25 protein-coding genes are annotated in these 23294 nt (G+C 63.8%); 6 read left to right on the top strand and 19 right to left on the bottom strand.

Annotated features, from left to right (window positions below):
- Positions 1–131: 131 nt before the first annotated feature.
- From LB533_RS27715 to LB533_RS27695, 5 genes are read left to right on the top strand one after another with little or no spacing between them, the layout of a single operon-like run.
- Positions 132–1070, top strand: a complete 939-nt coding sequence (locus LB533_RS27715) for an ABC transporter permease (protein ID WP_140496109.1) — start codon at positions 132–134, stop codon at positions 1068–1070.
- Position 1071: 1 nt separating this feature from the next.
- Entirely contained in the window at positions 1072–1965 is an 894-nt protein-coding gene (locus LB533_RS27710; protein WP_224557069.1) for an ABC transporter permease, read from the top strand.
- Positions 1962–2981 (top strand): ABC transporter ATP-binding protein, encoded by a 1020-nt coding sequence (locus LB533_RS27705; protein WP_140639792.1) that lies wholly within the window; start codon positions 1962–1964, stop codon positions 2979–2981. The genes LB533_RS27710 and LB533_RS27705 overlap by 4 nt, the downstream gene beginning before the upstream one ends.
- A complete protein-coding gene (locus LB533_RS27700; protein ID WP_140639793.1) occupies positions 2978–3994 on the top strand; it encodes an ABC transporter ATP-binding protein in 1017 nt (338 codons plus the stop codon). Before LB533_RS27705 ends, LB533_RS27700 begins: the two co-directional genes overlap by 4 nt.
- Entirely contained in the window at positions 3984–5120 is a 1137-nt protein-coding gene (locus tag LB533_RS27695; protein WP_181169366.1) for a succinylglutamate desuccinylase/aspartoacylase family protein, read from the top strand. Before LB533_RS27700 ends, LB533_RS27695 begins: the two co-directional genes overlap by 11 nt.
- A 79-nt stretch (positions 5121–5199) precedes the next feature.
- Here the strand turns inward: LB533_RS27695 and LB533_RS27690 are convergent, their stop codons facing one another.
- The 11 genes from LB533_RS27690 to LB533_RS27640 form a co-directional block, all read right to left on the bottom strand.
- A complete protein-coding gene (locus LB533_RS27690; RefSeq protein ID WP_140639795.1) occupies positions 5200–5949 on the bottom strand; it encodes an SDR family NAD(P)-dependent oxidoreductase in 750 nt (249 codons plus the stop codon).
- A gap of 16 nt (positions 5950–5965) precedes the next feature.
- Positions 5966–6907, bottom strand: coding sequence for a 3-hydroxyacyl-CoA dehydrogenase (locus tag LB533_RS27685; RefSeq protein ID WP_224678689.1), 942 nt, complete (start codon positions 6905–6907; stop codon positions 5966–5968).
- Complete coding sequence (locus LB533_RS27680; protein ID WP_224678688.1) at positions 6904–7779, bottom strand: N-acyl homoserine lactonase family protein; 876 nt, start codon at positions 7777–7779, stop codon at positions 6904–6906. The genes LB533_RS27685 and LB533_RS27680 overlap by 4 nt, the downstream gene beginning before the upstream one ends.
- Positions 7751–8368 (bottom strand): hypothetical protein, encoded by a 618-nt coding sequence (locus LB533_RS27675; RefSeq protein WP_224678687.1) that lies wholly within the window; start codon positions 8366–8368, stop codon positions 7751–7753. The genes LB533_RS27680 and LB533_RS27675 overlap by 29 nt, the downstream gene beginning before the upstream one ends.
- The gene (locus LB533_RS27670; RefSeq protein ID WP_224678686.1) at positions 8361–9404 is read right to left on the bottom strand and encodes a LacI family DNA-binding transcriptional regulator; all 1044 of its coding nucleotides are present in this window, start codon (positions 9402–9404) and stop codon (positions 8361–8363) included. Before LB533_RS27670 ends, LB533_RS27675 begins: the two co-directional genes overlap by 8 nt.
- A 23-nt stretch (positions 9405–9427) precedes the next feature.
- Positions 9428–10717 carry a histidinol dehydrogenase gene (gene hisD / locus LB533_RS27665; RefSeq protein ID WP_224678685.1) on the bottom strand — a complete coding sequence of 430 codons (1290 nt, stop codon included), beginning with the start codon at positions 10715–10717 and terminating at the stop codon, positions 9428–9430.
- Positions 10718–10782: 65 nt separating this feature from the next.
- Positions 10783–12003, bottom strand: coding sequence for a sugar ABC transporter substrate-binding protein (locus LB533_RS27660; protein ID WP_224678684.1), 1221 nt, complete (start codon positions 12001–12003; stop codon positions 10783–10785).
- A gap of 103 nt (positions 12004–12106) precedes the next feature.
- Complete coding sequence (locus LB533_RS27655) at positions 12107–13135, bottom strand: ABC transporter permease (protein WP_224678683.1); 1029 nt, start codon at positions 13133–13135, stop codon at positions 12107–12109.
- Positions 13132–14124, bottom strand: a complete 993-nt coding sequence (locus LB533_RS27650; protein ID WP_224678682.1) for an ABC transporter permease — start codon at positions 14122–14124, stop codon at positions 13132–13134. Before LB533_RS27650 ends, LB533_RS27655 begins: the two co-directional genes overlap by 4 nt.
- A complete protein-coding gene (locus tag LB533_RS27645; protein ID WP_224678681.1) occupies positions 14121–15656 on the bottom strand; it encodes a sugar ABC transporter ATP-binding protein in 1536 nt (511 codons plus the stop codon). Before LB533_RS27645 ends, LB533_RS27650 begins: the two co-directional genes overlap by 4 nt.
- A 100-nt stretch (positions 15657–15756) precedes the next feature.
- Positions 15757–16065, bottom strand: a complete 309-nt coding sequence (locus LB533_RS27640) for a hypothetical protein (RefSeq protein ID WP_140639804.1) — start codon at positions 16063–16065, stop codon at positions 15757–15759.
- Between the two features lie 236 nt (positions 16066–16301).
- On the opposite strand from LB533_RS27640, the gene LB533_RS27635 reads away from it, so the two are divergent.
- Positions 16302–16739, top strand: a complete 438-nt coding sequence (locus tag LB533_RS27635) for a GFA family protein (RefSeq protein ID WP_224678680.1) — start codon at positions 16302–16304, stop codon at positions 16737–16739.
- A gap of 153 nt (positions 16740–16892) precedes the next feature.
- Here the strand turns inward: LB533_RS27635 and LB533_RS27630 are convergent, their stop codons facing one another.
- Genes LB533_RS27630 through LB533_RS27595 form a run of 8 tightly spaced genes read right to left on the bottom strand, consistent with a single transcriptional unit; the run spans position 16893 to position 23238 of the window.
- Complete coding sequence (locus tag LB533_RS27630; protein WP_224678679.1) at positions 16893–17147, bottom strand: cytochrome C oxidase subunit IV family protein; 255 nt, start codon at positions 17145–17147, stop codon at positions 16893–16895.
- 5 nt (positions 17148–17152) lie between these two features.
- Positions 17153–17794, bottom strand: coding sequence for a cytochrome c oxidase subunit 3 (locus tag LB533_RS27625; protein WP_224678678.1), 642 nt, complete (start codon positions 17792–17794; stop codon positions 17153–17155).
- Positions 17791–19434 (bottom strand): cytochrome c oxidase subunit I, encoded by a 1644-nt coding sequence (gene ctaD / locus LB533_RS27620; protein ID WP_224678677.1) that lies wholly within the window; start codon positions 19432–19434, stop codon positions 17791–17793. Before ctaD ends, LB533_RS27625 begins: the two co-directional genes overlap by 4 nt.
- Positions 19431–20390, bottom strand: coding sequence for a cytochrome c oxidase subunit II (gene coxB, locus LB533_RS27615; RefSeq protein WP_224678676.1), 960 nt, complete (start codon positions 20388–20390; stop codon positions 19431–19433). Before coxB ends, ctaD begins: the two co-directional genes overlap by 4 nt.
- Positions 20387–21139, bottom strand: a complete 753-nt coding sequence (locus LB533_RS27610) for an SCO family protein (protein ID WP_224678675.1) — start codon at positions 21137–21139, stop codon at positions 20387–20389. The genes coxB and LB533_RS27610 overlap by 4 nt, the downstream gene beginning before the upstream one ends.
- A complete protein-coding gene (locus LB533_RS27605; RefSeq protein ID WP_224678674.1) occupies positions 21136–21639 on the bottom strand; it encodes a hypothetical protein in 504 nt (167 codons plus the stop codon). Before LB533_RS27605 ends, LB533_RS27610 begins: the two co-directional genes overlap by 4 nt.
- Entirely contained in the window at positions 21632–22762 is a 1131-nt protein-coding gene (locus tag LB533_RS27600) for a hypothetical protein (RefSeq protein ID WP_224678673.1), read from the bottom strand. The genes LB533_RS27605 and LB533_RS27600 overlap by 8 nt, the downstream gene beginning before the upstream one ends.
- The gene (locus LB533_RS27595) at positions 22759–23238 is read right to left on the bottom strand and encodes a c-type cytochrome (protein WP_224678696.1); all 480 of its coding nucleotides are present in this window, start codon (positions 23236–23238) and stop codon (positions 22759–22761) included. The genes LB533_RS27600 and LB533_RS27595 overlap by 4 nt, the downstream gene beginning before the upstream one ends.
- Positions 23239–23294 lie beyond the last annotated feature (56 nt).

Below are 23294 nucleotides of genomic sequence, written 5' to 3'. Positions count from 1 at the left end.
GCAAATTCCAGGAAAAATGCGTCCCGGTTTTCCATCCGGAACTGCAAAAAACAAAGGGTTAGAGCGGGTCGGCGATTCAATCGAACGCTGAACCGCTCTGACGCGGTCGCCGGGACAGGCTGAGTCAGAACATGTGGTTATATCTTGGCAAGCGTATCGTGCTGGCGGCGGCAATCGTCGTCGTTGCCGTTACGCTGCTGTTCCTGATGATCCAGGCCGTTCCCGGCGATCCCGCCGCGGTCCTGCTCGGGCCGCGTGCGACGCCGGAACTGAAGGCGCAATTGCACGAGGAAATGGGCCTCGACAAGCCGCTGCCCGTGCAGATCGTCTCATTCTTCGGGGGGCTGCTGCATGGTAATCTCGGCACCGATGTCTTTACCCAGCGCCCTGTCGCGGCCATCGTTTTCGAGCAATTGCCCTACACGATCGAACTGATCCTGGTTTCGATCGCCTGGGCCGTTATCGTCGGTGTGCCGCTCGGCTGCTATTCGGCGCTGCGCCGCAACTCCGTGATCGACAAGGTCGTGGGTGTATTCGCGGTCGGAACCATCGCCATCCCGTCCTTCGTCATGGCGATCTATGCGCTGTTGATCTTCTCGGTCGGCCTGCGCTGGCTGCCGGCCATCGGCGCCGGCTCAGGCTTCCGCGACGGGTTCGTCCATCTCATCCTTCCAGCCTTCGTCGTCGGGATCGGCTGGGTGGGCTACATCTCGCGCATCGTGCGCGCCTCCATGCTGGAGATTCTTGGCGAGAACCACATTCGCATGGCGCGCTCCTTCGGCCTTTCGGAGCGGCGCATCGTGGCGCGCTACGCGCTGCCGCTCGCGATCCTGCCGACAGTGACGATCATCGGCGTCGGCATGGCGCACCTGCTCTCGGCGGCCGTTTTCGTCGAGGTGGTCTTCGCCCGGCCCGGCATCGGTGCTCTGATCGTCAAGGCGGTGGATTCGCGCAACTATCCGATCGTCATGGGCACGGTCCTCGTCACCACCGTTCTGTTCGTCATCTCCACGACGCTCGCCGACCTCGTCAACGCGGCGCTCGATCCAAGAATCCGTGAGAATTTGTAGCGTGTCCGAAGTTCAACTCATTCGCGAGGCGGTCGATGAACGCAGCGGGCCGGGCGCGGCTGCCATGTTCCTGCGGCAATTGCGCAAGTCTCCGCTCGGCATGATGGGCGCCGTGCTGGTCGTGCTGATGGTGGTGACCGCGGTCTTCGCCACTTGGATCGTGCCTTACGATCCGATCAAGATAATGGTCGGGCCCCGGCTGGCGCCGCCCTCTTTGCATTTTCTTCTCGGCACCGATCAGTTGGGACGCGATGTCTTCTCGCGGGTCGTCATGGGCGGAAGGATCGCGCTGCTCGTCGCCTTCGTCTCGTTGGGCGCCTCGCTCAGCGCAGGGCTTGTGCTCGGCCTCATCGCCGCCTTCGGTCCACGCTGGCTGGACAATCTGCTGCTGCTGGTCTTCGACACGATCCGCTCCTTTCCGGTCATCATCTTCGCGTTGGCAGTGGTGACGCTGCTCGGGCCGAGCCTTGCCAGCGTCATCTTCGTCGTCGCGATCACGTCTGTGCCGATCTATGCGCGCGTGGTGCGCACGCAGGCCCACGCACTGCGCGAGAGCGAGTTCATCACTGCGGAGCGCGCCATGGGCGCCGGCATCGTGCGCATCCTTGCCGTGCACGTGCTGCCCAATGTGATCGGGCCGCTGCTGATCCTGGTCAGCATGGATGTTCCGCTGGTCATCACGCTGGAGGCCGGCATGAGCTTCCTAGGCATGGGTGTCCGTCCGCCGACGCCGGACTGGGGAACCATCCTCAGTGACGGCTATGGCTATATCCACAAAACGGTGTGGCTGGTGATCGCCGGCGGCATCCCGATCGTCATAACCACGCTGGGCTTCACTTTCCTCGGCGAGGCGCTGCGCGACATTTTCGACCCCAAGCTTCGGAAAGACCTATGAACCCCGGCGCTCAGGCAGGACATTCTCCAAACCGCGACCCGCTCCTGGCGATCCGTGGTCTGTCTCTCGATTTTGGCACGCCGCGCGGTCGCGCCCATGCACTGCGCGATATCCATATCGATGTGCCGGCGGGCGAAGTGGTCGGCATCGTCGGCGAAAGCGGTTCGGGCAAATCGACGCTCGCCTATGCCGTGATGGGGCTGCTGGCGGAAAATGCCGAGATGGTGAACGGCGCCATCCTGTTCGAGGGGCGCGACCTGCTCGGCATGGCTCCGGCGGAGCGGCGCGGCTTGCTCGGCAACCGCATGTCGATGATCTTCCAGGACCCGATGACGGCATTGAACCCGGTTCGCAGCATCGAAAGCCAGATGATCGATATCCAGCATCACGAGGGCGGGTCGCACCGGACCAAGCGCCAGCGTGCGCTGCACATGCTCCATCGGGTCGGCATTCCGGACCCGGAGAGCCGCATCGGCGGCTATCCGCACGAGTTTTCCGGCGGCATGCGCCAGCGTATCTGCATCGCCATGGCGCTGCTGGTGAAGCCGGCGCTGCTCATCGCGGACGAACCGACCACAGCGCTCGACGCGACGCTGGAGGTGCAGATCATCCATCTGTTGAAAGAGCTGCAAAAGGAGATCGGCTGCTCGATCCTGTTCGTCTCTCACCACCTCGGCGCCGTCGCCGAGCTCTGCGACCGGGTGGCGGTCATGTATGCGGGCGAGGTGGTCGAATACGGCACCGTGCGCGACATCTTCCGCCAACCGGGGCATCCCTATACGCGTGCGCTGCTCGAATGTGATCCCGGACGCATCAGGAAACGCACTCGCCAGTTGCCGACGATCCCGGGCGAGGTGCCGAGCCTCCTCGGTACCCAGGCGGGTTGCATCTTCCGTCGGCGCTGCCCGCAAGTTTTTACCCGGTGCGTGGATGACAGTCCCGTCCCGTGCGCTATCGGCGCAACGCACACCGCACGCTGCCATCGTCTCGACGACACCCTGGTGGTGCCGGCATGAGCCCCCTCCTTTCCGTCGAGGATCTTCGCGTACGCTTCCGCACCATGGGCCCGCTGAAGGCGCTCGCCAGCGGCGTTAAGAACCCGTTCGTGGATGCCGTCTGCGGTGTCTCCTTCGAGATCCGCAAGGGCGAAACGCTCGGCCTCGTCGGCGAAAGCGGTTCGGGAAAATCCACCATCGCCCGCGCCATTATGGGCCTCCGGCCGCCGATGAGCGGCACGATACGCTTCGATGGTCAGGTACTGAACGGCCTCGCCCCGACGGAGCGCAAGCCGCATCTTCGGCGCATGGCGATGATGTTCCAGGATCCGGTTGGATCGCTGTCGCCGCGGCTCACTGTACGCTCGCTGCTGATGGAGCCTTTCCGCATTCACGACGTTACCGACCGCGACCCCGCCGCCGAAGCGGAACGCCTGCTCAACATGGTCGGCCTGCCCGCCGACTTCGGGCGGCGATATCCACACCAGCTTTCCGGAGGCCAGGCGCGGCGCGTCGGCGTGGCGCGGGCCCTTGCATTGCAACCCGATCTTATCATCGCCGACGAGCCGACTGCGGGACTGGACGTGTCCGTTCAGGGTGAAGTCCTCAATCTGCTTGGACGCTTGCAGGGCGAACTCGGCATCGCCATTCTCATCATCACGCATAATCTCAATGTCGTGCGCCACATGACCGATCGCATGGCGATCATGTATCTCGGCCGCTTCATCGAGGTCGGCTCGACTGAGCGGATATTCGCGCAGCCGCGCCACCCCTATACGGAGGCGCTGCTGTCGGCCAATCCGGAACCCGACCCGGACGCCGTGCTCGACAGGGTCGAGCTCAGCGGCGAGGTGCCGAGCCTGATGACGCGCCCAACGGGCTGCGAGTTCCACACCCGCTGCCGCTATGCGCAGGGCATCTGCAAAAGCGTCTTCCCGTCCCGGGCAGCCGACCGGGAAGATCCCCGCCATGTCTTCAATTGCCACTTCCCGCTATCGGAACGTGCGCTCGCCGGAGCCACCAATGTCTCGTGAAATCCTCGATGTTCCTCTTGCCAACGGCACGCCGGGCACCCAACACAGCGTGCGCATCATCCGGTATGGTGCCGCCGACGCGCGCCCGAAAGCCTATATACATGCCGCGCTGCATGCCGACGAAGCGCCAGGGCTGCTGGTATTGCACCATCTGGTCGAGCAGCTTGACGCCGCCGACGCGCGCGGCGAAATCCGGGGCCAGATCGTCGTCGTTCCCTACGCCAACCCGCTCGGCCTGGCGCAGTTCGTCAATGGCGATCATCTGGGGCGTTACGATCTGGCCAGCGGCCGGAACTTCAACCGCAAATGGCCTGATGTCGCCGGCGAATTGACCATCCGACTTGCCGATCGGCTCGGAAGCAGCGCCGACGACAACACGGTGCTCGTCCGCAGCACGATCCGCGAAATTCTCGACGAACGCGGCGCAGGGCAGCCTGTCGATTCCCTTTACACCGCCTTGGCACGCGAGGCTTTCGATTCCGACCTTGTGCTGGATCTGCACTGCGACGACGAAGGGCTGATGCATCTGTTCGTGCGGCCCGAGATCTCGGCCGCATTGTCCGACCTTGCGCGGGAACTCGGTTGCCGGGCGGTTTTCTCACAGGGTTCGTCGGGCGGCTCAACCTTCGCCGAAGCAAGCGTCGAGCCTTGGATCAGGCTTGCGGCTGCCCTTCCCGATAAGGTGATCCCGATCGGCTGCCTCGCCGCGACGGTGGAACTGCGCGGCTTCATCGACATCAGTGATGAGATGGCGTCGGCTGACGCTTCCGCCTTGCTCAACGTGCTTCGCCGCCGCGGCTATGTCGCGGGGGAAGCGGGCCTGCCGCCCGCTGCGCTTTGCGAGATCACCGGCTTCGACGCGTGCGATGTGGTTCGCACGCCCGCTTTCGGTGTCATCGTCTACCGCGCCGAACTGGGTGAACGCGTCACTTGTGGACAGCCGATCGCGGACATCGTCATGCCTTCCTCCCTCGGTCACGACGCGCGCGTGACCGTGCGGGCGCGCACCGACGGGCTCGTGGTGACGCGAAGGCTGAAGAAACTCGTCGCCGCCAATCAGGTCATTGCCAAGGTGGTGGGCCAAAAGCCTCTGGCCCACCGGACAGGCTATCTGCTGGAGGATTAGACCAATCAGCAGGCACTTCTTGCCCGCAGATCGATCATGGCGAAACGAGGTCCGTTCGATCTGATCCTGGTCCCGGGCTCTAGGCCAGGGGCCGACCGCCGTCGACCGGAATGATAACGCCGGTCACGAAACGAAGGTGAGTTGCGGCCGCCAAAACGGCCTCGGCGACATCGTCGGGCGTGCCCAGTCGCCCCAGCGGCGTCCGGTTTGCCTGTTCGTCCCGCCAGGATTCGTCACGGCCCTTGATGAAGTCGGTGTCGACGACGCCGGGCGAGACCGACACGACCCTGATTCTCGGGGCCAGGGCACGCGCCAGCGACTTGGTCAAATTGTCGACAGCGGCTTTCGACGCGCAATAGGCGACGTTGCTTCCCATGGCGGTGACCCCTGCGATCGATGAGATGTTGACAACAACCCCGCTGCCGGTGCGGTCGAGAAGCGGCCGCATGGCCCGCGTCGCAGCAATCACACCGCGCACGTTGACGCTGAAGATGCGGTCGATCAATTCGTCGTCCAGGCTGTCGAGGTCCGGGTGTGGCACGAAGCGGGTTGTCCCGGCGCAATTGACCAGGACATCCAGCCGGCCAACGCTTTTCTCGATCTGACCGGCAAGGCGCGCGAGGCAATCGCTGTCCGTCACGGTCGCCTCGGCGACAAAGTGACCGCCGGGCGCCAGTGACGAAACCAGATCGTCGGCTGCCTGCCGCGAACGGTTGTAGCCGATGGCAACCGAAGCCCCTTCCGCAGCAAGCCTGGATACGATCCGCGCGCCGATACCGCCGGTTGCTCCGGTGACCAGGGCGACCTTGCCCGTGAGTGTGCCTGTCATGGCCGTCTCCTGAGTGTCAAATCCCGGTGCGTCGCTTATGGGAGGCCAGCGCCATGAGATTGCGGTCGCGCCAGGCGCTGCGTTCGGCGAGTTGGGATGCTGACAACTTTTCGCGGCGCGCTTCCTCGGCCTTGGCAATCAGCCCTTCCGACCAGGGGGCCGGATCGCGCCTGGCGAGGGCGATCGAATGGTAGAGCGGTCCCAGACGTCTCGCGTAGTCTGCGATCCCGCCGGGCGCATTCAGATCGATCGTCTCGAAAGGCCCCATGAAGGACCACCGGTAGCCGAGCCCACGCGACACCGCAAGATCGATATCGGCGGCACTTGCCACGCCCTCCTCGAGCAGGGCCCAGGCTTCGTTCAGCAATGCCCCCTGGAGCCGGTTGAGGACGAACCCTTCGATTTCCTTGCGCACGATGACGGCCGCCTGCCCCACGGCCTCCATTTGCACCCGCAGCCACGCAACGGCCTCCGCGTCGGTCCAGGGCGCCGGGACCAGTTCCACCAACGGGATCAAATGCGGTGGATTGACGGGATGAGCGACAAGAAAACGCCGGCGGTTGGCACAGGACCCGGTGAAGGCCGAGGCGGGAATGCCGGAACTGGAGCTGCCTACGACCGCGTCGGGCCGCATCGCTCGGTCAATCTCCAGACAGACCGCCTCCTTGATGTCGCGCACTTCCAGCACCGACTCCTGGATGTAGTCGTGGTCCGCTACCGCGCCCTCCAGCGTATCGACAACGTTCAGCCGCCGCATGACTGCATCGACGGCATCTACCAGGCCGGCCTCTTGCATGTCGGCAAGACTAGCCCGGATCTTGTCGAGCACCGCGGCGCGGATCTCGACATTGCCGTCATAGATAGTCACATCATGGCCGGCCCGGGCGAAGACGATCGCCCAGCCACGGCCGACCAGTCCGGCACCGACAATGGCGACCTTGCGGATTGCATCCATCATTGCACCCGCGACGTCTCGCCGTCCGCGAGGCAAATTTCGGTGATCCGCAGGCCATCCTGAGTGATGCGGGATGGGAACCGGTCCTTCAACCGCTCTTCGTGGATGGGAATGACCCGCCGTGCCTCGTGGCCCACCTGCTTCATCATCTCCTCGGTGGCGAGAACGAGATTGGTCTGGCTGCCGACCGCAAGCCCCACCGGAACGTAGAGCGTCTCGATGTCGACGGCAGCTCCCGAACCCTCGATGTTGTCGAAGACGTAGACCAGATCGCCAGCCAGCACCCAAGTGTCGTCCTTGCCGTTGCGTATGGTGACCCACATCGATCCGTAAGTATGGCTGTCAAAGGCGGCATGGAGATCGATGTCGGGCAGGACGTCCTGTTTCGCTCCGTCGATCGTCACCAACCGCTTCTGACGGGCCAGGTCGACGCCGCGCACGATGTCGCCGGGGTCGACGGCTACGTTCATCCAGCGCATGCGATCCGGCAGCGACATCGCCCAGACCCACTTCGCGATCTCCCTCTCCTGGATGTAGAAGGTCGCATTCGGGAAGTCCTCGACATTGCCGAAATGGTCGAAATGCGCGTGCGTGACGAAAACCGTGTCGACGCTCTTTGGTGAGAGGCCGATTTCGCCAAGAACGGCCTCGGGCGAGTGCCAGTTCTCGACGCCAAATTTGTCGGCCAGATGCTTGCCGTAGTCCTTGTTGTTGTAGCCGACATCGACCATCGCGACGCGACCCTTGCCCTTGATCAGCGCGTAGCAGTAAGGAAGCTTGACGTAACCCTGGTTGTGGGCGCCGTAGAGCACGCCGCTCTTGTGGTAGTTGCTGACATAGCTGTACTCAAGCACCCAGATCGAATATTGGCCCATTGCTTCCTCCCTGTTGTCGCCAACGCTGCGCACAGCTGCAGCAGGCGTGATTGAAATCGACCGGCGTCATACCGGCCCGCGATTCCGACGCCGCCTGCAGCCCGGCATAGGCGCGTTTGATCCTCTCCCCGGCCCGATCGAGCCCCTGCTGCCAGTCGCGCCGCAGTCGGGCCGAACCGAAATCGTCCAAGACCTCGCCCAGCGTTGCATGAGCGGCCCGCAGACGCGCGCAATGGCTTTCGAGCGTGTGCGGCGCCTGCAAGGCGCCCAGCCGCTGCTCCACCTCCGTCCACCGTTCGCGGGCCGCCGGGATGTCAGGCAGGTCGAGCACGTCGCGGCGTCCGCCGGCCTGAGCCAGGACCAGCAGGCCTGCGAGTTGGCCGATCAGCCGGCGCAGGCCTTCGTAGACGGGGCGGGTTGCCACGACGTAGCGGACGATGGCTTCGTCGGCCAACGCGGCATCGTTGACGGCCGCGACGGGTTCCTCGCTTCCGGTGACAGAGACATGGGGCGCCGCGACGACCTCGCAGTCATAACGGTGGACGCTTACCGCCCGCTCGAAGAAGCGCTTTCCGGAGATATCAGCCATGGTGCCTTTTTCGCGTCGTCGCGCGCTCGATCACCGCACCGGGCGGGATTAGTTGGACGATCGGCTCCCGGCCGGAATTCGTGCTCAATTCCTTCGCCAGGCTGACCGTGGCCTCGAGCATCTGGTCTATGGGCTGCCGGACGGTCGTCAGCCCGTGTGAGGGCCAGTGGGCCATCTCGATATCGTCGAAGCCGACGATCGAAATGTCGTCCGGCACGCCGAGGGCCAGCTCTCGCCGCACGCCGTCGAGAAAGCCGATGGCGAGAATATCGTTGGCGCAGAAAACACCGTCGGGAACCTCTCTCAGCTCACGCAGCTTGCGCGCCGCTTCGTAGCCGGCATGATAGCTGAACTGGCCTGCCTCGATAACCGCCGGCGCGGCGAGGCCGCGCTCGACGGCGCGTTCGCTGAAGCCCCTGTGGCGCGCGACATTGGTGGAGGCATCGGGCAAGGCGGCGATGTAGGCCAGGCGCCGGTGGCCGGTATCGACGAGATAGTCGGCGATGCTGCGGCCGCCGCGTATGTTGTCGCAGGAAATGCCGAACGCGTGGTCGTCGGCCGAGAGCCGGTTGAAAAAGATCACCGGAGTGCCGGCCCTACGGCATTCCTGCGCGGCCGCCGAAGACAAGGTGGCCGCCAGGATGATGGCAAGATCTGGCTGGTAGTTGAGCAGCAGGCGTAGCGCCTGGTCGACGTCTCCGGACTGGTCGGCGGCGACGAGCATCACATTCATATCGATGGCGCGAAGGGCGGTGGTCAGCCGCGTCAGCACTTCCGGATAGAACGGGTTCTTGATGTCCGCGACGACGATACCCACGATACGCGTCTTCTTGGTGATGAGGCTGCGCGCGAAAGGGTTCGGCGAATAGCCGATCTCCCTCGCACGGTTCAGCACCAGGTCCCGCGTATCCTTGGCGATCACGGCATCGGCGTGAAAGGCCCTGGATACGGTCGAAACAGACATGCCGAGATCGCGCGCCAGATCCTTCACGGTCAGGCGGGGCTTGCTGTTCTTGTTGCGGGCGATGATCGACATGAAAACTCCGTTGGCGCGCTGGCTCAGGCCTGGTTGCGACCTCCATAGCGGCGGACCCGGATGTTCGCCTGCTCGGCATGCCCGTAGAATCCCTCGAGGACACACAGGCGCGAACAGTACTCGCCTATCATGGCGCTCGCTTCGTCGGTCAGGACGCGCTGATAGGTGCAGGTCTTGATGAACTTGCCAACCCACAAACCGCCTGTGTAGCGGGCCGCCTTCTTGGTCGGCAGCGTATGGTTGGTGCCGATGACCTTGTCGCCATAGGCAACATTCGTGCGCGGCCCCAAAAACAGAGCGCCGTAATTGCGCATATTGTCGAGGAAGTAATCCGGATCGCGCGTCATGACCTGGACGTGCTCGGATGCGATCCGGTCGGCCTCCGCGACCATCTCCTCATAGGAAGCGCAGACAATTACTTCGCCATAATCCGCCCATGCCTTGGCGGCGATCTCGGCGGTCGGCAAGATCTTCAGCTGCCGCTCGATCTCGGCCAGGGTGTCGCGCGCGAGCTTCTCCGAGTTTGTCAAAAGCACGGCGGGACTGGTCGGACCATGCTCGGCCTGGCCGAGCAGATCGGTCGCGCAGATCTCGCCGTCGACACTGTCGTCGGCAATGACCAGCGTCTCGGTCGGGCCGGCGAACAGGTCGATGCCGATGCGGCCGTACAATTGCCGCTTGGCTTCAGCGACGAAGGCATTGCCGGGACCGACGAGCATGTCGACGCGCCCGATGGTTTCGGTTCCGAGCGCCATGGCGCCGACGGCCTGCACACCGCCCAGAACGTAGATCTCGTCCGCGCCGGCCATGTGCATCGCGGCCACGATAGCCGGATGCGGACCGCCCTGGAACGGCGGCGCGCAGGCGATGATCTTCTTCACCCCGGCGACCTTGGCCGTCACCACGCTCATATGCGCGGAGGCGACCATCGGGTATTTCCCGCCCGGTACGTAACAGCCGACCGTTTCCACGGGAATGTTCTTGTGGCCGAGGACAACGCCGGGAAGCGTTTCCACTTCGAGGTCCTTGAGGCAGGCGCGCTGCTTCTCGGCGAAATTGCGAACCTGGGCCTGGGCGAAGCGAATATCCTCGATGTCGCTTGCCGACACCTTGGACATCGCCTGCTTGATCTCGCTGTCGCTGAGCCGGAAGCTTGGCGGCGACCATTTGTCGAAACGCTCCGACAACTCCCGGACAGCGGTATCGCCTCGCTTTTCTATGTCGGCAAGGATCGTCTCGACGGTCGTCCGGACGGCCGCATCGCCCTGGGCGACAGCTTCGGGATCCCTGCCCCGTTTCAGAAAAGTCGGCATATTCTCATCCTTATGTTGAGTCAGGTGGGCGGCAGGATGCCGTCCACCTGTTGCATTGCTGATCGTCAGGGTTTTACCGTCGGCTCGACCTTGGTGAGCTTGTATTCGTCGGCCGGAGCCTTGCACGACGAGCAGTTGATGCCGGGCGCATCGGGCGCCTGCTTCACGTCCGCGGGCAACGCCTGAATGGTCGCTCCTGGTGTTGGCTTGCCCTCGAGCGCCGACTGCAGCGACAGTTCCGGCAGCAAATCGGGATTGAAGACCTCGGTGACGAAGGAACTCGGAACCTTGTCGGACGGGAAAACATTGCATCCGTCGGCGAAGGTATCGCCCTTGCAAGGTTTGACTTGATCCGCTGGCACCCAAGGCAGCGGGTACTCGATGTTCATCGGCTTCAGGTCGCGCTTCTTGGTCAGGATCTCCATCATCAGCTTGAAGGCATAGCCTGACGTAGCAGGCGGCGAACCGGCGGATACACCCTTGAGACCCATGCCTTGCATCTTCGGGTCTGCCAGTCCGAGACGAAAACCGTCCGAGTTCTCGCCGGTCATCGGAACCAGTTTGTTGCCCTTGTCGAGCAGCGCTTGAACGGCGCCATATTCGCCTGCCTGAGCCCAGATGCCGTCGACGTCGGGATGCGCCGCGAGAGCCTTGGCTGTCTCCTGCTGTGTGGTGCGGTCATCCCAGTAGGAGTAGTATTCCGCGACGACCTTGATGCCGGGATACTGGTTGAAAATGTGCATCGCGCCGTCGGTGTGGCGCTTATCCACCGAGTTGCCCGGGACGCCACGGCTCAGGAAGATCTTGCCCTTGCCTCCCAGGATATTGACCAAGGCCTGGGCGGTGTTCTCGCCGAAGCCTGCGGTGATATAGCTGACATTGTAGGCGCAGGGCTCGGTCACCGTGGCGTCGTACATGAAGAAGAGCACGCCCTTCTGGCAGCCGCGATGGACCGTGCGGTTCAGCGCCGTCGACGAGATCGGGAAGCTGATGATGCCGTCGGCGCCAGCCTGTATCATGCTTTCATAGGCCGAGATCTGAGCCTGGGGGTCGGTTCCCGAGATGACTTCCTTCAGCTCCACCGTCTTGTCGTAGGGCGGCGTCTGCGCCAACGCCTTGACGATGTTCGCAGCCTCCGACTGCCATGAATTGCCGCTGTAGCTCAGCGACAGATATATCTTGAACTTCTTGTCCTGCGCTTCGGCATGGTCGACAACCGCCCCAACGCCCATGGCGGTGGCAAGCGTCAGCGACGCGGCCAGTCCCAGTCTTTTTAACAGCCTCATTTCGATCAACCTCCCGTTGGAATTTGGCCCTTGCAGGTGCCGGACCAGAGCTTGTGAGAACGTTCTCACAATTGGACAAAACGCATTTCACGCACAGGCATGGTCACTTCCTCCGCGTCAGCATTCGATTTCCGAGATCGGCCAGGAATTCGCCGCGCAGCACCAGCAGGGCGGCGACAATGATTGCGCCCTCTATGACAGTGCGCCATCCTTCGTTGAGGCCGATGGCGGAGATAACGGTGCCAAGCGTCGTCAGAAGAATTGCGCCGCCGACCGTCCCGATGAAAGTTCCGCTACCGCCGAGGATCGAGGAGCCGCCGACCACGACGGCAGCGATGGAAGGCAGCATGTAGCTGTCGCCCATCCTCAGCGTCGCCCCGTTCGAATAGCCCACCAGCATCATGCCGACGAACCCTGCGCAGGTGGCACTGATCGCATAGGGGACGAGCTCGAGCCGATTGACAGCGATGCCGGCGATGAGGGCGGCGTTCCTGTTGGTACCAAGGGCGTAGAGCCGGCGGCCGAGCGCTGTGAAGTTTTGCAAGAACCAGCCGAACAGGATGAAAGCGACGGTGAAGTAGAGGACCAGCGGCACGCCGAGGAACCATTCCTTCATCAGCCACAGCAAGACGGACGGGGAGCCGCCGCGCGGCGTCCCGCTGGTATAGCCCAGCGCCACCGACGCCACGACGATCGAGGTCGCCATGGTCATGATGAAGGGAGGAACCTTCAGCCAGACAATTCCCAGTCCGCTGATCGTGCCGACCAGCGCGCAAATGACCAGGATGGCCGGCAGCATGTACCAGATGCCGGCGTTGCCGCTACCAATCCAGGTCGTCGTCAACACGCCGCCGAGCGTGATGAGGGCGGGGACGGATAGGTCAAGCCCGCCGATCAGGATGACGAGCCCTTGCCCGAACGACAAGACGATCAAGAAGGACGCGAGGATAAGAACCGTCAGCACCTGATCCCAGGAACCCAGCGCCGGACTGATGAAGCGCGAGCACACCACAAGCACGATACTCAGCCCAAACACCACAAGCGTATTGACCACCTCCCGGTCGAGCCTTTGCCTGCCGCGCCGGTCGGAATTGGCCTCGAAACGCGTTGCAACGTCCTTATGCGCGTTCACCGGATCTCTTCCTTCTTGAGCAGGCGCGCCACGGCGCTGCCGAACACGATCGCAAGCACCAGCACGAAACCTTGGAATATGCCGGTGTAGAAGGACGAGACCCCACCCGAGAAAAGCACCTTCTGCAAAAGCATCAGCGTACCGGCGCCCAGGATCGAGCCAACGAGGCTGCCCCGGCCGCCGCTCAACGGCGTGCCGCCGAGCGCCACCGCGGCAAAGGTGAGCATCAGGAATGGCGTGCCGGCTGTCGGATTTCCTGTCGCCGTCTGGGCGCTCAGCATGAAGCCGGCGACGCCGTAGAGGATGCCGGCGCCGACAAAGGCCGTGATGCGTACCCCTGCGACGGGCACACCGGAGAAACGAGCCGACTGCTCATCGGCGCCGATCGCATAGAGGCCGATCCCGGTATTGGTCCGCCGGAAGGCAAGCCAAAGCGCGATGACGGCAACCAGAAACAGCCCGGCGATCGGGATGACACCGAACAGGGTGTCGGTCAGCGTGTAGGTAACGAAGTCGGCAACCATACCGCCAGGCGCGTCCAGGATAACCAGCGCAAGTCCCTGGCAGACGATCATCGTGCCGAGCGTCGCCGCGATGGTCTGCAGTCCAAGCCTGGCCACGAGAATGCCGTTGATTGCGCCGACGGCACCGCCGATCGCACAGCACATCAGGAGGCTGGCCAGCGCACCGCCAGGACCATCGAACGGATAGACCGCCATCAGCACATTGGTCAGCGAGACGACGCCTGCGACAGACAAGTCGAAGCCGCGGCTGATGACGACCAGCGTCTCGCCCGCTGCCGCGAGCGCCAATGGCGTCGAGTTGTTGACGAGGTCGGTGAAGGTGTAAACCGAAAGCGCATCCGGTTGCCAGAACGCGTAGAGCGCATAAAGCAGGACATAGATCATCGCCACGATGCCGGTGCCGCTGATGACAGCCCTCCATAACGCGGAGCGGCGGGGCGCGGGATTTGCCTGGACCGCGGTCATGCGGCCACTCCATTCACCGCGCCCGCAGCGTGGCCGATCAGCGCGCCGACGATAGTCGGCTCATCGATGGCATCGCCCTGATATTCGGCGAAGACGCGGCCGCCATAGAGCACCATGCAGCGATGCGCGAGATGGACGAGTTCCGGCAGTTCGGACGAGTAAAAGAGCACCGAGCCGCCATCGGCGGCGAACTTCCGGATCGCCTCGTAGATCGACTGCTTGGTTCCGACATCGACTCCACGCGTCGGATCGAAAAGCAGTAGAGTGCGCGCACCCGTCATCATGACGCGCGCCAGGAGCGCCTTCTGCTGGTTGCCACCGGAAAGCTCGTCGATCTTGAACTGCAGATAGCGCTCCTGCAGTTCGACCGCCTCAGCGGTTTTTTTCGCAATGCGACGCTCGCTGGCCGGCCAGACGACGCCACCCTGCGCGATACGCGAAATGATAGGCAACACCATGTTGCTGGCGGTGCTGAGGCCGGCGAAAATCCCTTCCGACTTGCGGTCCTCCGGCAGGTAGGCAAGGCCGTTGCCGAAATGGAGCGCGGCGCCCGGGTTCGGGATCTGGGCGGACACGCCGTCGATCTCGATGCCGCCGCTTTTCGCCTTGGAGAGGCCGATCATCGTCCTGAACAGGTCGCGTTGGCCCTGCCCCTCGAGCGCGGCGATGCCGACGATCTCACCTCGCCTGACATCAAACGACACGTCGCGCAAGATTCCGCCGGAGAGGCCCCGAACGCTGAGCGCGACGGGCGCGGTGTCGGCGACCAAAGGCTGCGAGGCGGTCGTCTCACGCGCGCTGCGGCCGACCATCATCTCGAAAATGTTCTCGTCCGAAGCGCCGGACAACTCGACGGTGCCGATGCTGCGGCCATTGCGCAGGATGGTGGCCCGCGAACACAGGGTGCGCACCTCGCCGAGGCGGTGGGAAATGTAGAGGATGGCCGTCTGCAGGTTTTTCTGCCGGCGCACGAGCTCAAACAGCCATTCGACGTCCGCCAGCGCGGCCGTCGGCTCATCGAGGATCAGCAGCTTCGAGGCATGGGTGAAGGCGCGCACGATCTCAAGCCGCTGACGATCCGAAAGCGAAAGCACGCCGACGGGCGTGTCGGGATCAAAGTGGGAGAGAGCGTAGTCGTTAAGAACCTTGCCAGCTGATGCCGTCGCGGTGCGGCGCGACACGAGACCTAGCTTGCCCTTCGGCATTTTCGGCAGCACGAGATTCTCGGCGATGCTCAGATTCGGCAGCAGGCTGAGTTCCTGAAAGGCCGTCGCCACGCCCTGCGCCCGCGCATCGACGATGCCATGCGGCGCATAAGGCTTGCCGAAGATCGACATGGATCCCCCGTCAGGCGTCACGACGCCGCTGAGGATTTTCACGAGCGTCGATTTGCCGGCGCCGTTCTCGCCCAACAGCGCATGGACTTCGCCTGGCCGCAGATCAATGGAGACGGAATCGAGTGCGACTGTCGGTCCGTAGGATTTTGCAATGTTCGCGATGCGAACAGCCAGCCGGATCTCGTCGGTACCCATACCTCCTCCCAAAAGGTAAGTCCGCCGCAGCGGTGAGAACGTTCTCAGAGAACGTTCTCACTAATCCACAAGCACTGCCGGCTTGTCAATTGTGAATCGTTCATTCCTTGTCGAACGCACCGGGCTCCCGGCCTCCGGGCGGCACTTGGCCGTCTTTGGAGTGCTCAGAAGTGGCTGAGCCGGCGCCTTTTCTGGGCGGCAGGTCTGGGGTCGCCCGCCGGGATGGATTCTGCCCTTCGGACTGATGCGTTTTCTCGTTCACCTCGCCTGAAGGGCGCGTCAGACCTTGCCCGGACGCCGGCGGCTTGTTGCCTGCGGCGTCCTGGGAGAATGAATCGGCGGGATCGCCGTCGCCCCTGGCCGGATATTTGGTGGCACCAGTCTCGCGGCGATTTTCGCTTCCAGTCATGGCCCGGTCCTCCTTTGGCATAGTCATAACCTGGTTTCGACCGGCAGGTTCCAGCGGCTAAGCAGGAAGCGCAGATTTGAATCCCGCCGCCGCTCCTCATGGCCGGAAACCAATTTGGCGGCGCTGCGTTGACCCCGCAGGATCAGATCCCCCCAACAGCTTCGGAGAAAACCCATGCTCGACCGCTGCGGAAGCGCCGTCCTGACGACCGACAGTCTCTGACAACGGGCAGCAACATGGCTCGCATCGAGCGCGGACATTGTTTCTGCGGTGCCGTCACGGCGGTGATGGAAGGAGAGCCCTTCTGGACCTGCTTCGACCATGACGACGATTGCCGGCGGGCGATCGGCGGACCTATGACCATCTGGATCGGCTATCGTCCGCACCAGGTCGAGCTGACCGCCGGGAAGCCGAAGACCTTTTCGAAGACGAAGGGGGTCGTCCGCTCCTTCTGCGCCGATTGCGGTACCTCGATCTTCTATGCCGACGAAGGCCTGCGTGACGAACTCTATGTCTCGATCGGCTTCATGGACGCGCCGGAGCGGTTTCCGCCACAGGCACAGGCCTATTGGGATATGCGCCTGCCATTCATCGAAATGGCCGACGGCTTGCCCCGTGTCGATGGCTACACGAGGCGCCGCGATCCAGCCCTGGGCAATCCGCGCGAACGTTGATGGCTCCTCGAGCACTCCAGGCAACTGTGTAACGACTTTCCCGGGAAAGGCGCGAAACGCCTTCCCGGGGAAGGTGCAAAAACAACGAGATAGTCTGGAGCGGTTCGGCGTTTCTACCAAACACAGAACCGCTCTACTACAAGGCCCCGCAGGCTATTGCCCGATCAGCGTCAGGCCGAAGAGAATGGCCAGCCACAGGCCCGCCGCCGCGACCGCAAGCCTGGGGAGGATGCCCTCGCCCGCCAGATGCATGAACAGCAGCGCGATCACCACTGTCTTGGCGGCCGCCGCGGCAAGGTTGAGCGCGGAATTGAACCCGCCGAGGTCGACAAACGAAGAGCCGACGGTAAGCGCCAGCAAGGCGAGCAGCGCGAGATAGGCGAATGTGAGCTTTGCGAGGTCGCTCATCGTCGTCAGGCCCGGTTGATCAGATAGAGGACCGGGAACAGGAACACCCAGACGATGTCGACGAAATGCCAGTAGAGTCCGATCGCCTGCACGCGGCGCGCCCGGCTGCCCTGCGCGGTCCCCGGCCAGAGCAACAGTATGCCGGCAATCACTGCGATGCCGCCTATCAGATGCAGCGCGTGCAGCGATGTCATGGCGAAATAGAGCGCGAAGAAGAATTCGGCATGGGCGGGATCTGGGCCTGCGAAGCGGAACGGCGCGCCGAGCACCGGCGCCAGGCCCTCCCTGAATTCCTTGCCGTATTCGACGGCCTTGATCACCAGGAAGATGCAGCCAAGCAGGCTCGTGGACATCAAGGCCCAGAAGGCCGGCCGCCAACGCCGGGCAGCCGTGAACATGTGGGCAAGCGCCATCGCGAAGCTGCTGGTGATCAGAACCGCCGTATTCAGCGTGCCGAGCGGCAATGACAGATGTTGCGACGCTGCGGCGAACGCCGCCCCATAGCTCAACCGGGCGAAGAGAAACACCAGCACGATCGCGCCGAACAGCATCGCCTCCGAGCCGATGAAAATCCACATGCCGAACGCATCGGCGGCCTTCTCGCGGGCCCGTGTGTCGAAGGCAATGCTTTCGGTCGGCCCGCTCATGACGCTTCGTCCCTGTGCGGGCTGAACGTCTCGTGCCTCAGTCCTTTCATGGCATAGTCATAGGCCGGCCGCCTGACCACGGGCATGGCGTCGAAATTATGCGCGGGCGGCGGCGAAGCCGTCTGCCATTCAAGGCCGGTCGCGCCCCACGGGTTGGCCGGCGCCCGCGCGCCGCGAAACAGCGACCAGCCGAGATAGAGCAGCGGCATAAGATAGCCGACGGCCAGAACGACCGCGCCGGCCGAGGACAATACGTGCCAGAACTGAAACTCCGGCGGATAGGTGTGATAGCGCCGCGGCATGCCGAGAAAACCGAGCACGAATTGCGGAAAGAAAGTCAGGTTGAAGCCGAGGAAGGTCACGGTCGCGGCGATACGGCCCCAGGTTTCGGAATAGACGCGGCCGGTGATCTTCGGCCACCAGAAATGCAACCCCGCCATGTAGGCCGTCACCATGCCGCCGACCATGATGTAATGGAAATGCGCCACGACGAAATAGGTGTCATGAACGTGGATGTCGACGGCGAGAGCGGCCAGGAACAGGCCGGCCAGCCCCCCGAATGTGAACAGCGCCAGGAAAAACAGCGCATAAAGCATGGGCGTCTCGAAAGTGATCTCGCCCTTGCGCAGCGTCAGGGTCCAGTTGAACACTTTTATCGCCGAGGGGATCGCGACGCAGAACGACAGGAACGAGAACACGATGCCGGCGTAGGCCGACTGGCCTGATACGAACATATGGTGACCCCAGACCAGGAAGCCGAACACGGCAATCGCCATCGAAGACATTGCCACCGCCTTGTAGCCGAACAGCGGGCGCTTGCTGAAGCAGGGCAGCACTTCGGAAACAACGCCCATGCCGGGCAGGATCATGATGTAGACCGCGGGGTGCGAGTAGAACCAGAACAGATGCTGGAACAGCAGCGGGTCGCCGCCCAGAGCGGGATTGAAGATGCCGATACCGAAGGCACGCTCCAGCACAATCAGGATCAGCGAGGCGGCCAGCACCGGCGTCGCCAGCACCATGACCAGCGCGGTGGCATACATCGTCCAGACGAAGATCGGCAGCCTGAACCAGGTCAGCCCCGGGGCCCGCAGCGTGTGGACGGTGACGATGAAATTGATGCCGGTCATGATCGTCGAGAAACCGACGATGAAGACGCCCAGCGCGGCCATCGAAACGAAGCCGTTGGCATAGAGCGTCGAGAGCGGCGTGTAGAAGGTCCAACCCGTGTCGACGCCGCCGGCGAGCACCGCGGCCAGGGCAAAGGCGCTGCCGAAGATGAACACGTACCAGCTGGCGAGATTAAGCCGCGGAAAAGCGAGATCGCGCGCGCCGATCATCAGCGGCAGCAGGAAATTGCCGAGCGTCGCGGGGATCGACGGCACCAGGAAGAACCACACCATGATGATGCCATGCAGGGAAAACAGCCTGTTATAGACATCGTCCGACACCAGATCGCCCGCAGGCGACGCGAGTTCGATCCGCATCATCACGGCGAAGGCGCCGCCAAGAAAGAAGAATGCCGTCAGCGACATCAGGTAGAGCCAGGCGACGCGCTTGTGGTCGGTGGTCAAGAGCCAGGCGGCAGGTCCGGCCTCCCCATGCAGATAGCTCGAAGGCGCCAAGGCTTGCCTGCTCATTGGGTCGCCCCGCTTTCCCTGGTTGCCCGCGGCGACAGGGATTTGAGATACGCCAGCAGCATCTGCAGCTCCTGCTCGTCGACAAAGCCGTCGAAACTCGGCATCACGGGCTCATAGCCGGCGGCGATCTCCTTCTTCGGATTGAGGATGGAATCGCGCAGATAGCGTTCGTCGGCAATGACGGTCTGTTGATTGTCCAGGGCTACCGGCCGTCCGAAGACCCCAGCCAGATCCGGCGCCCTCACCTTGCTGGAATTGCCATGGCAGCCGGAGCAGCCGAGCGCGCGGAAGAGTTTTTCGCCGTCGGCGGCAAGCGTTTCGCCCTGGCCCTGGTTGCCCAGCCACGCCGCATATTCTTGCGGCGGCATCACGGTCACCCAGCCGCCCATCTCCGAATGCTGGGTGCCGCAATATTGCGCACAGAACAAATGATACCGTCCGGGCTCGCTGGCGATGAACCAGACATGCGTGGTGCGCCCCGGCACCGCGTCCTGCTTGACCCGGAAGGCAGGTACGAAGAATGAATGGATCACATCCTGCGATGCCAGCGACACGATCACCGCCTTGCCGACCGGCACATGCAGTTCGTTGATCTCACGCTGACCGCCGGGATGACGGAACTCCCACATCCATTGCTTGCCAAGGCCGGCGATCTCGAGCGCGTCAAGCGGCGGATGCTCGCGGCGCAGGAACAGCACGGCTCCCCATCCGAAGATGGTGAAAGCGATCAGCAGGCTGGCGACTGTCCAGGTTACCTCGAGCGGCGTGCTGCGCGCACGCTCTCCCGTTCGCTCCACCTTGGAGCCGGCGCGATATTTGATGGCGTAGAAAACGACCAGGCTGGTCAGGAAGACGCCCAGCGTGACGGTGAAGGCAAGCAGCACGTAGAACAGGGCGTCTACACTGCTGGCGATCGAGGAGGCCTGCGGCGGCGTAAAGGGGATGCCGAACGTCAAATCGGCCTCCTTCGCGAAAGGGCGAGAATGGTGACGCCAAGGCCAAGCAGCGTCGCCATGCCCGTCACCTTCACAACGGCCCAGATCGCCGGCGTATACTGGCCCTTTGACGCATCGAAGCCAGCACACAGCAGAAAGACGTGATCGGCGATGGAGCCAAGCCGCCCGGCCGACGCATCGACCAGGGCAAGCCTGAGATCGCGCGGCTCGAAACTCAGCGCCGGAAGTACTTGCGCGATACGCCCTTGCGGCGTCAGCGCGATGACCGCGATCGGGTGGACATATTGCGAGATCCGGCCGCGCCGGTCGAATGTGATGCCGGCCTCCGCAGCAAGGGCCGCGCCGGCGCCATCCTCGCTGGTCAGGAAGCGCCACGCGGACAACCCTGCCGGACCGGCGGACCGCCCGACCTCGGTTTGGATGGAGGCCGCATCCCCGACAGTCTCGGAAGCATCTATCGAGACGAAGAGAGCATGGTAGGTCGCAGGATCGAGGCCGGTCTTGTTCAGATCCGAGGCAACCGCCTGCTGGGTCACGCCGCAGAGGTTGGGGCATTTGTCGTAACCGAAAATGAGCAGCGCCGGCCGCCCGCCGAGAATGCCGGAAAGCGTCTGCCGTGCGCCCGAAGCCTCGCGGAAGACTGTGTCGAGGCTGAGCTGCGCGCCGATCTGCGGTTCGAAACCCGGCCGCGCGCACGCGCTGGCGGTCATTGCAGCCAGGAGCACGAGCGGCAGGATCAAACGCCTCATGGCCTCGTCTCCATGGCCGGTGCAGCCTGGCGCTGCTGCGGCGCCCTGGCGTTTGGCTGCGCGGCGTCGGCGCTGGCGCGACAAATGCCGGCCTGCGGCGCGCGCGGAACCTGGCCTTCGAGCAAGGGGCAGTCCTCATCGGCCGCAGCGGGCGTTCCCGCCCAATCCGGCAGCCCCTGCGCGGCGACCAGCTTCATGGCGTCGTCGATCGGAATGCGCGCGATGCCGCCATTGCGGTCGACCCAGGCAAGGATGCCGAGTTCACGGTCTTCCTGCTGACGGAACGCGGCAAGATCGGCCCCGGGAAAATCCTGCAAGGCGGGACCTGCGGCGCTGCCGTTCATCTGCGCGCCCGCAAGTGGCCAGAACGGGGCCGTATCGAAAATCAGTCTCAGCCCAAGCGCGGCGAGCGCCAGGAAGACAAGCAGGCCGAGGCCGATGAGCACAAGCGCCCTCGGCCAGACATCGCGTGTCTCGGGATGACGCACGACCTTAGCCACGGGCCAGCCTCCCGCGCCAGAAGACGATGCGATCCGGCCTGGTCCATATATAGACGAAGCACCCGCACCAGATGCCGCCCGCGCCGACCAATGCCGCGAGATCCGGCCACGACACTCCTGCACCGAGGGCGGACAAAGCCGGCCGGACGCGCCAGGCGACATCGGCGAAATGTCCGGCCAGCAGGAGCGCGCCGAGCCCTATCAGGCCAACGCGGCTGCGTTTGACGGAGCGGTTCAGGAAACCTGCGAAGGGCAAGGCAAATTGCAGCACGATCAGCAGCCAAAGCAGATACTGCCAGCCATTTCGCCCACGGATGACATACCAATGGATTTCGTGGGGCAGGTCGCCGCCCCAGACGACCAGCCACTGCATGAATGCCAGATAGGCCCAGATGAGCATGAAGCCGAACATCATGTTGGCGAGGTCTTCGCCGAGCGCCACGTCCTCCTCGCCACCCGGCGCCGACTCGATCGCGCGGCCCGCCGAAAGCACCGCCAGCGCCAGCCCGCACACGCCGACGACCTCGGCCGCCGCTTCGAGCATCGCATAGATGGTGGAGTAAAAATCCGGCTCTATCGACATCATCCAATCGATAGCAAACACCGTCACGGCAAAGCCGTGCGCGACGAGCCCGATGGCGTAGCCGCCGCCGGTCCTGCTTGCACCCGAACCGGGCGCCGTCCAGCCAAGTACAAGCCAGGCCAGCACCAGCCAGACGAGAGCACAGGCGATGAAACGAACGACGAAGAATGGTACGTTGAGATAGGTCAGCTTCTGGCGCACCGCTTCCGTCAGCGCCGGGTCGGCTCCTGCCCAGGGAAAGACCAGATCGAGCCGCGCAAGCACCGGCAGCATCAACAGCAGCGCGACAGGCAAGGTCGCGACGGCGGCCCGCAGCGGCGGCCGCAACGCGTCGCCCCAGCGCCCGCCGGTCAGCCCGTGCACCATGAGCAGGGTCATTGCGCCGAGCGGCAATCCCAGCAGGAACACCGCCATCATCAGCCAGCCCGCCAGCGTCGCGCGCGGAGCGACGAACAGCCCGGCCGCGCATAGGCAGAGGCCTGCGGCGGCCAGCATGAGCAGCAGGATGAGGTAGCCATCGGGCCAGGCGATGCGCCTCATCGTGCAGCCTCCGCGTCGAGTTTCGCGCGAAGGGATTCGGGCAGCGTGCCGGCCGCCGCATAGCGCGAATATTGCAGCGCTCTGATATAGGCGACGATCGCCCAACGGTCCTGCGGGTCGACACGCGCGGCGTAGGAATACATCGCGCCGTAGCCGTTGGTGATGACGTCGTAGAAATGCCGGTCCGGCGCCTTGCGCAGGGCATCCTGATGGTAGGTCGGAGGCGACGGGAAACCGCGCCGAACCACCATGCCGTGCCCATCGCCGGTGCGGCCATGGCAGGGCGAGCAGAAGATATCGAACCGTTGCCGTCCACGCTGGAGCAGCGCCATGGTGATCGGGTACGGCGATTTGTCCGGCGTTGCCGCCAGCGCGGCGTCGCGCGTCACCGTGCCTTCGACCGGGGACCTGGCCGACATGCCGTCGGCGAACTGTCTGCTCTCTTCGAGCGGGTCGTAGCGCGGCTGATCGGCCATGTTCTGCTTGCAGGCGGCAAGAAGCAGGATGAACGGCAAGAGCAGCGACCGCCGGT

The sequence above is a fragment of the Mesorhizobium sp. BR1-1-13 genome (assembly GCF_020165515.1).
Lineage (GTDB): Bacteria > Pseudomonadota > Alphaproteobacteria > Rhizobiales > Rhizobiaceae > Mesorhizobium.
The sequence above is the reverse complement of the archived record's forward strand: the minus strand, read 5'-3'. Positions and strand labels throughout refer to the sequence as shown.

Bases quoted from the DNA above. Each gene is read 5' to 3' on its own strand.
- LB533_RS27715 (WP_140496109.1), top strand. From the start codon at position 132: ATGTGGTTATATCTTGGCAAGCGTATCGTGCTGGCGGCGGCAATCGTC.
- LB533_RS27705 (WP_140639792.1), top strand. From the start codon at position 1,962: ATGAACCCCGGCGCTCAGGCAGGACATTCTCCAAACCGCGACCCGCTC.
- LB533_RS27700 (WP_140639793.1), top strand. From the start codon at position 2,978: ATGAGCCCCCTCCTTTCCGTCGAGGATCTTCGCGTACGCTTCCGCACC.
- LB533_RS27695 (WP_181169366.1), top strand. From the start codon at position 3,984: ATGTCTCGTGAAATCCTCGATGTTCCTCTTGCCAACGGCACGCCGGGC.
- LB533_RS27690 (WP_140639795.1), bottom strand. From the start codon at position 5,949: ATGACAGGCACACTCACGGGCAAGGTCGCCCTGGTCACCGGAGCAACC.
- LB533_RS27685 (WP_224678689.1), bottom strand. From the start codon at position 6,907: ATGATGGATGCAATCCGCAAGGTCGCCATTGTCGGTGCCGGACTGGTC.
- LB533_RS27680 (WP_224678688.1), bottom strand. From the start codon at position 7,779: ATGGGCCAATATTCGATCTGGGTGCTTGAGTACAGCTATGTCAGCAAC.
- LB533_RS27675 (WP_224678687.1), bottom strand. From the start codon at position 8,368: ATGGCTGATATCTCCGGAAAGCGCTTCTTCGAGCGGGCGGTAAGCGTC.
- LB533_RS27670 (WP_224678686.1), bottom strand. From the start codon at position 9,404: ATGTCGATCATCGCCCGCAACAAGAACAGCAAGCCCCGCCTGACCGTG.
- hisD (WP_224678685.1), bottom strand. From the start codon at position 10,717: ATGCCGACTTTTCTGAAACGGGGCAGGGATCCCGAAGCTGTCGCCCAG.
- LB533_RS27660 (WP_224678684.1), bottom strand. From the start codon at position 12,003: ATGAGGCTGTTAAAAAGACTGGGACTGGCCGCGTCGCTGACGCTTGCC.
- LB533_RS27650 (WP_224678682.1), bottom strand. From the start codon at position 14,124: ATGACCGCGGTCCAGGCAAATCCCGCGCCCCGCCGCTCCGCGTTATGG.
- LB533_RS27645 (WP_224678681.1), bottom strand. From the start codon at position 15,656: ATGGGTACCGACGAGATCCGGCTGGCTGTTCGCATCGCGAACATTGCA.
- LB533_RS27640 (WP_140639804.1), bottom strand. From the start codon at position 16,065: ATGACTGGAAGCGAAAATCGCCGCGAGACTGGTGCCACCAAATATCCG.
- LB533_RS27635 (WP_224678680.1), top strand. From the start codon at position 16,302: ATGGCTCGCATCGAGCGCGGACATTGTTTCTGCGGTGCCGTCACGGCG.
- LB533_RS27630 (WP_224678679.1), bottom strand. From the start codon at position 17,147: ATGAGCGACCTCGCAAAGCTCACATTCGCCTATCTCGCGCTGCTCGCC.
- LB533_RS27625 (WP_224678678.1), bottom strand. From the start codon at position 17,794: ATGAGCGGGCCGACCGAAAGCATTGCCTTCGACACACGGGCCCGCGAG.
- ctaD (WP_224678677.1), bottom strand. From the start codon at position 19,434: ATGAGCAGGCAAGCCTTGGCGCCTTCGAGCTATCTGCATGGGGAGGCC.
- LB533_RS27610 (WP_224678675.1), bottom strand. From the start codon at position 21,139: ATGAGGCGTTTGATCCTGCCGCTCGTGCTCCTGGCTGCAATGACCGCC.
- LB533_RS27600 (WP_224678673.1), bottom strand. From the start codon at position 22,762: ATGAGGCGCATCGCCTGGCCCGATGGCTACCTCATCCTGCTGCTCATG.
- LB533_RS27595 (WP_224678696.1), bottom strand. From the start codon at position 23,238: ATGGCCGATCAGCCGCGCTACGACCCGCTCGAAGAGAGCAGACAGTTC.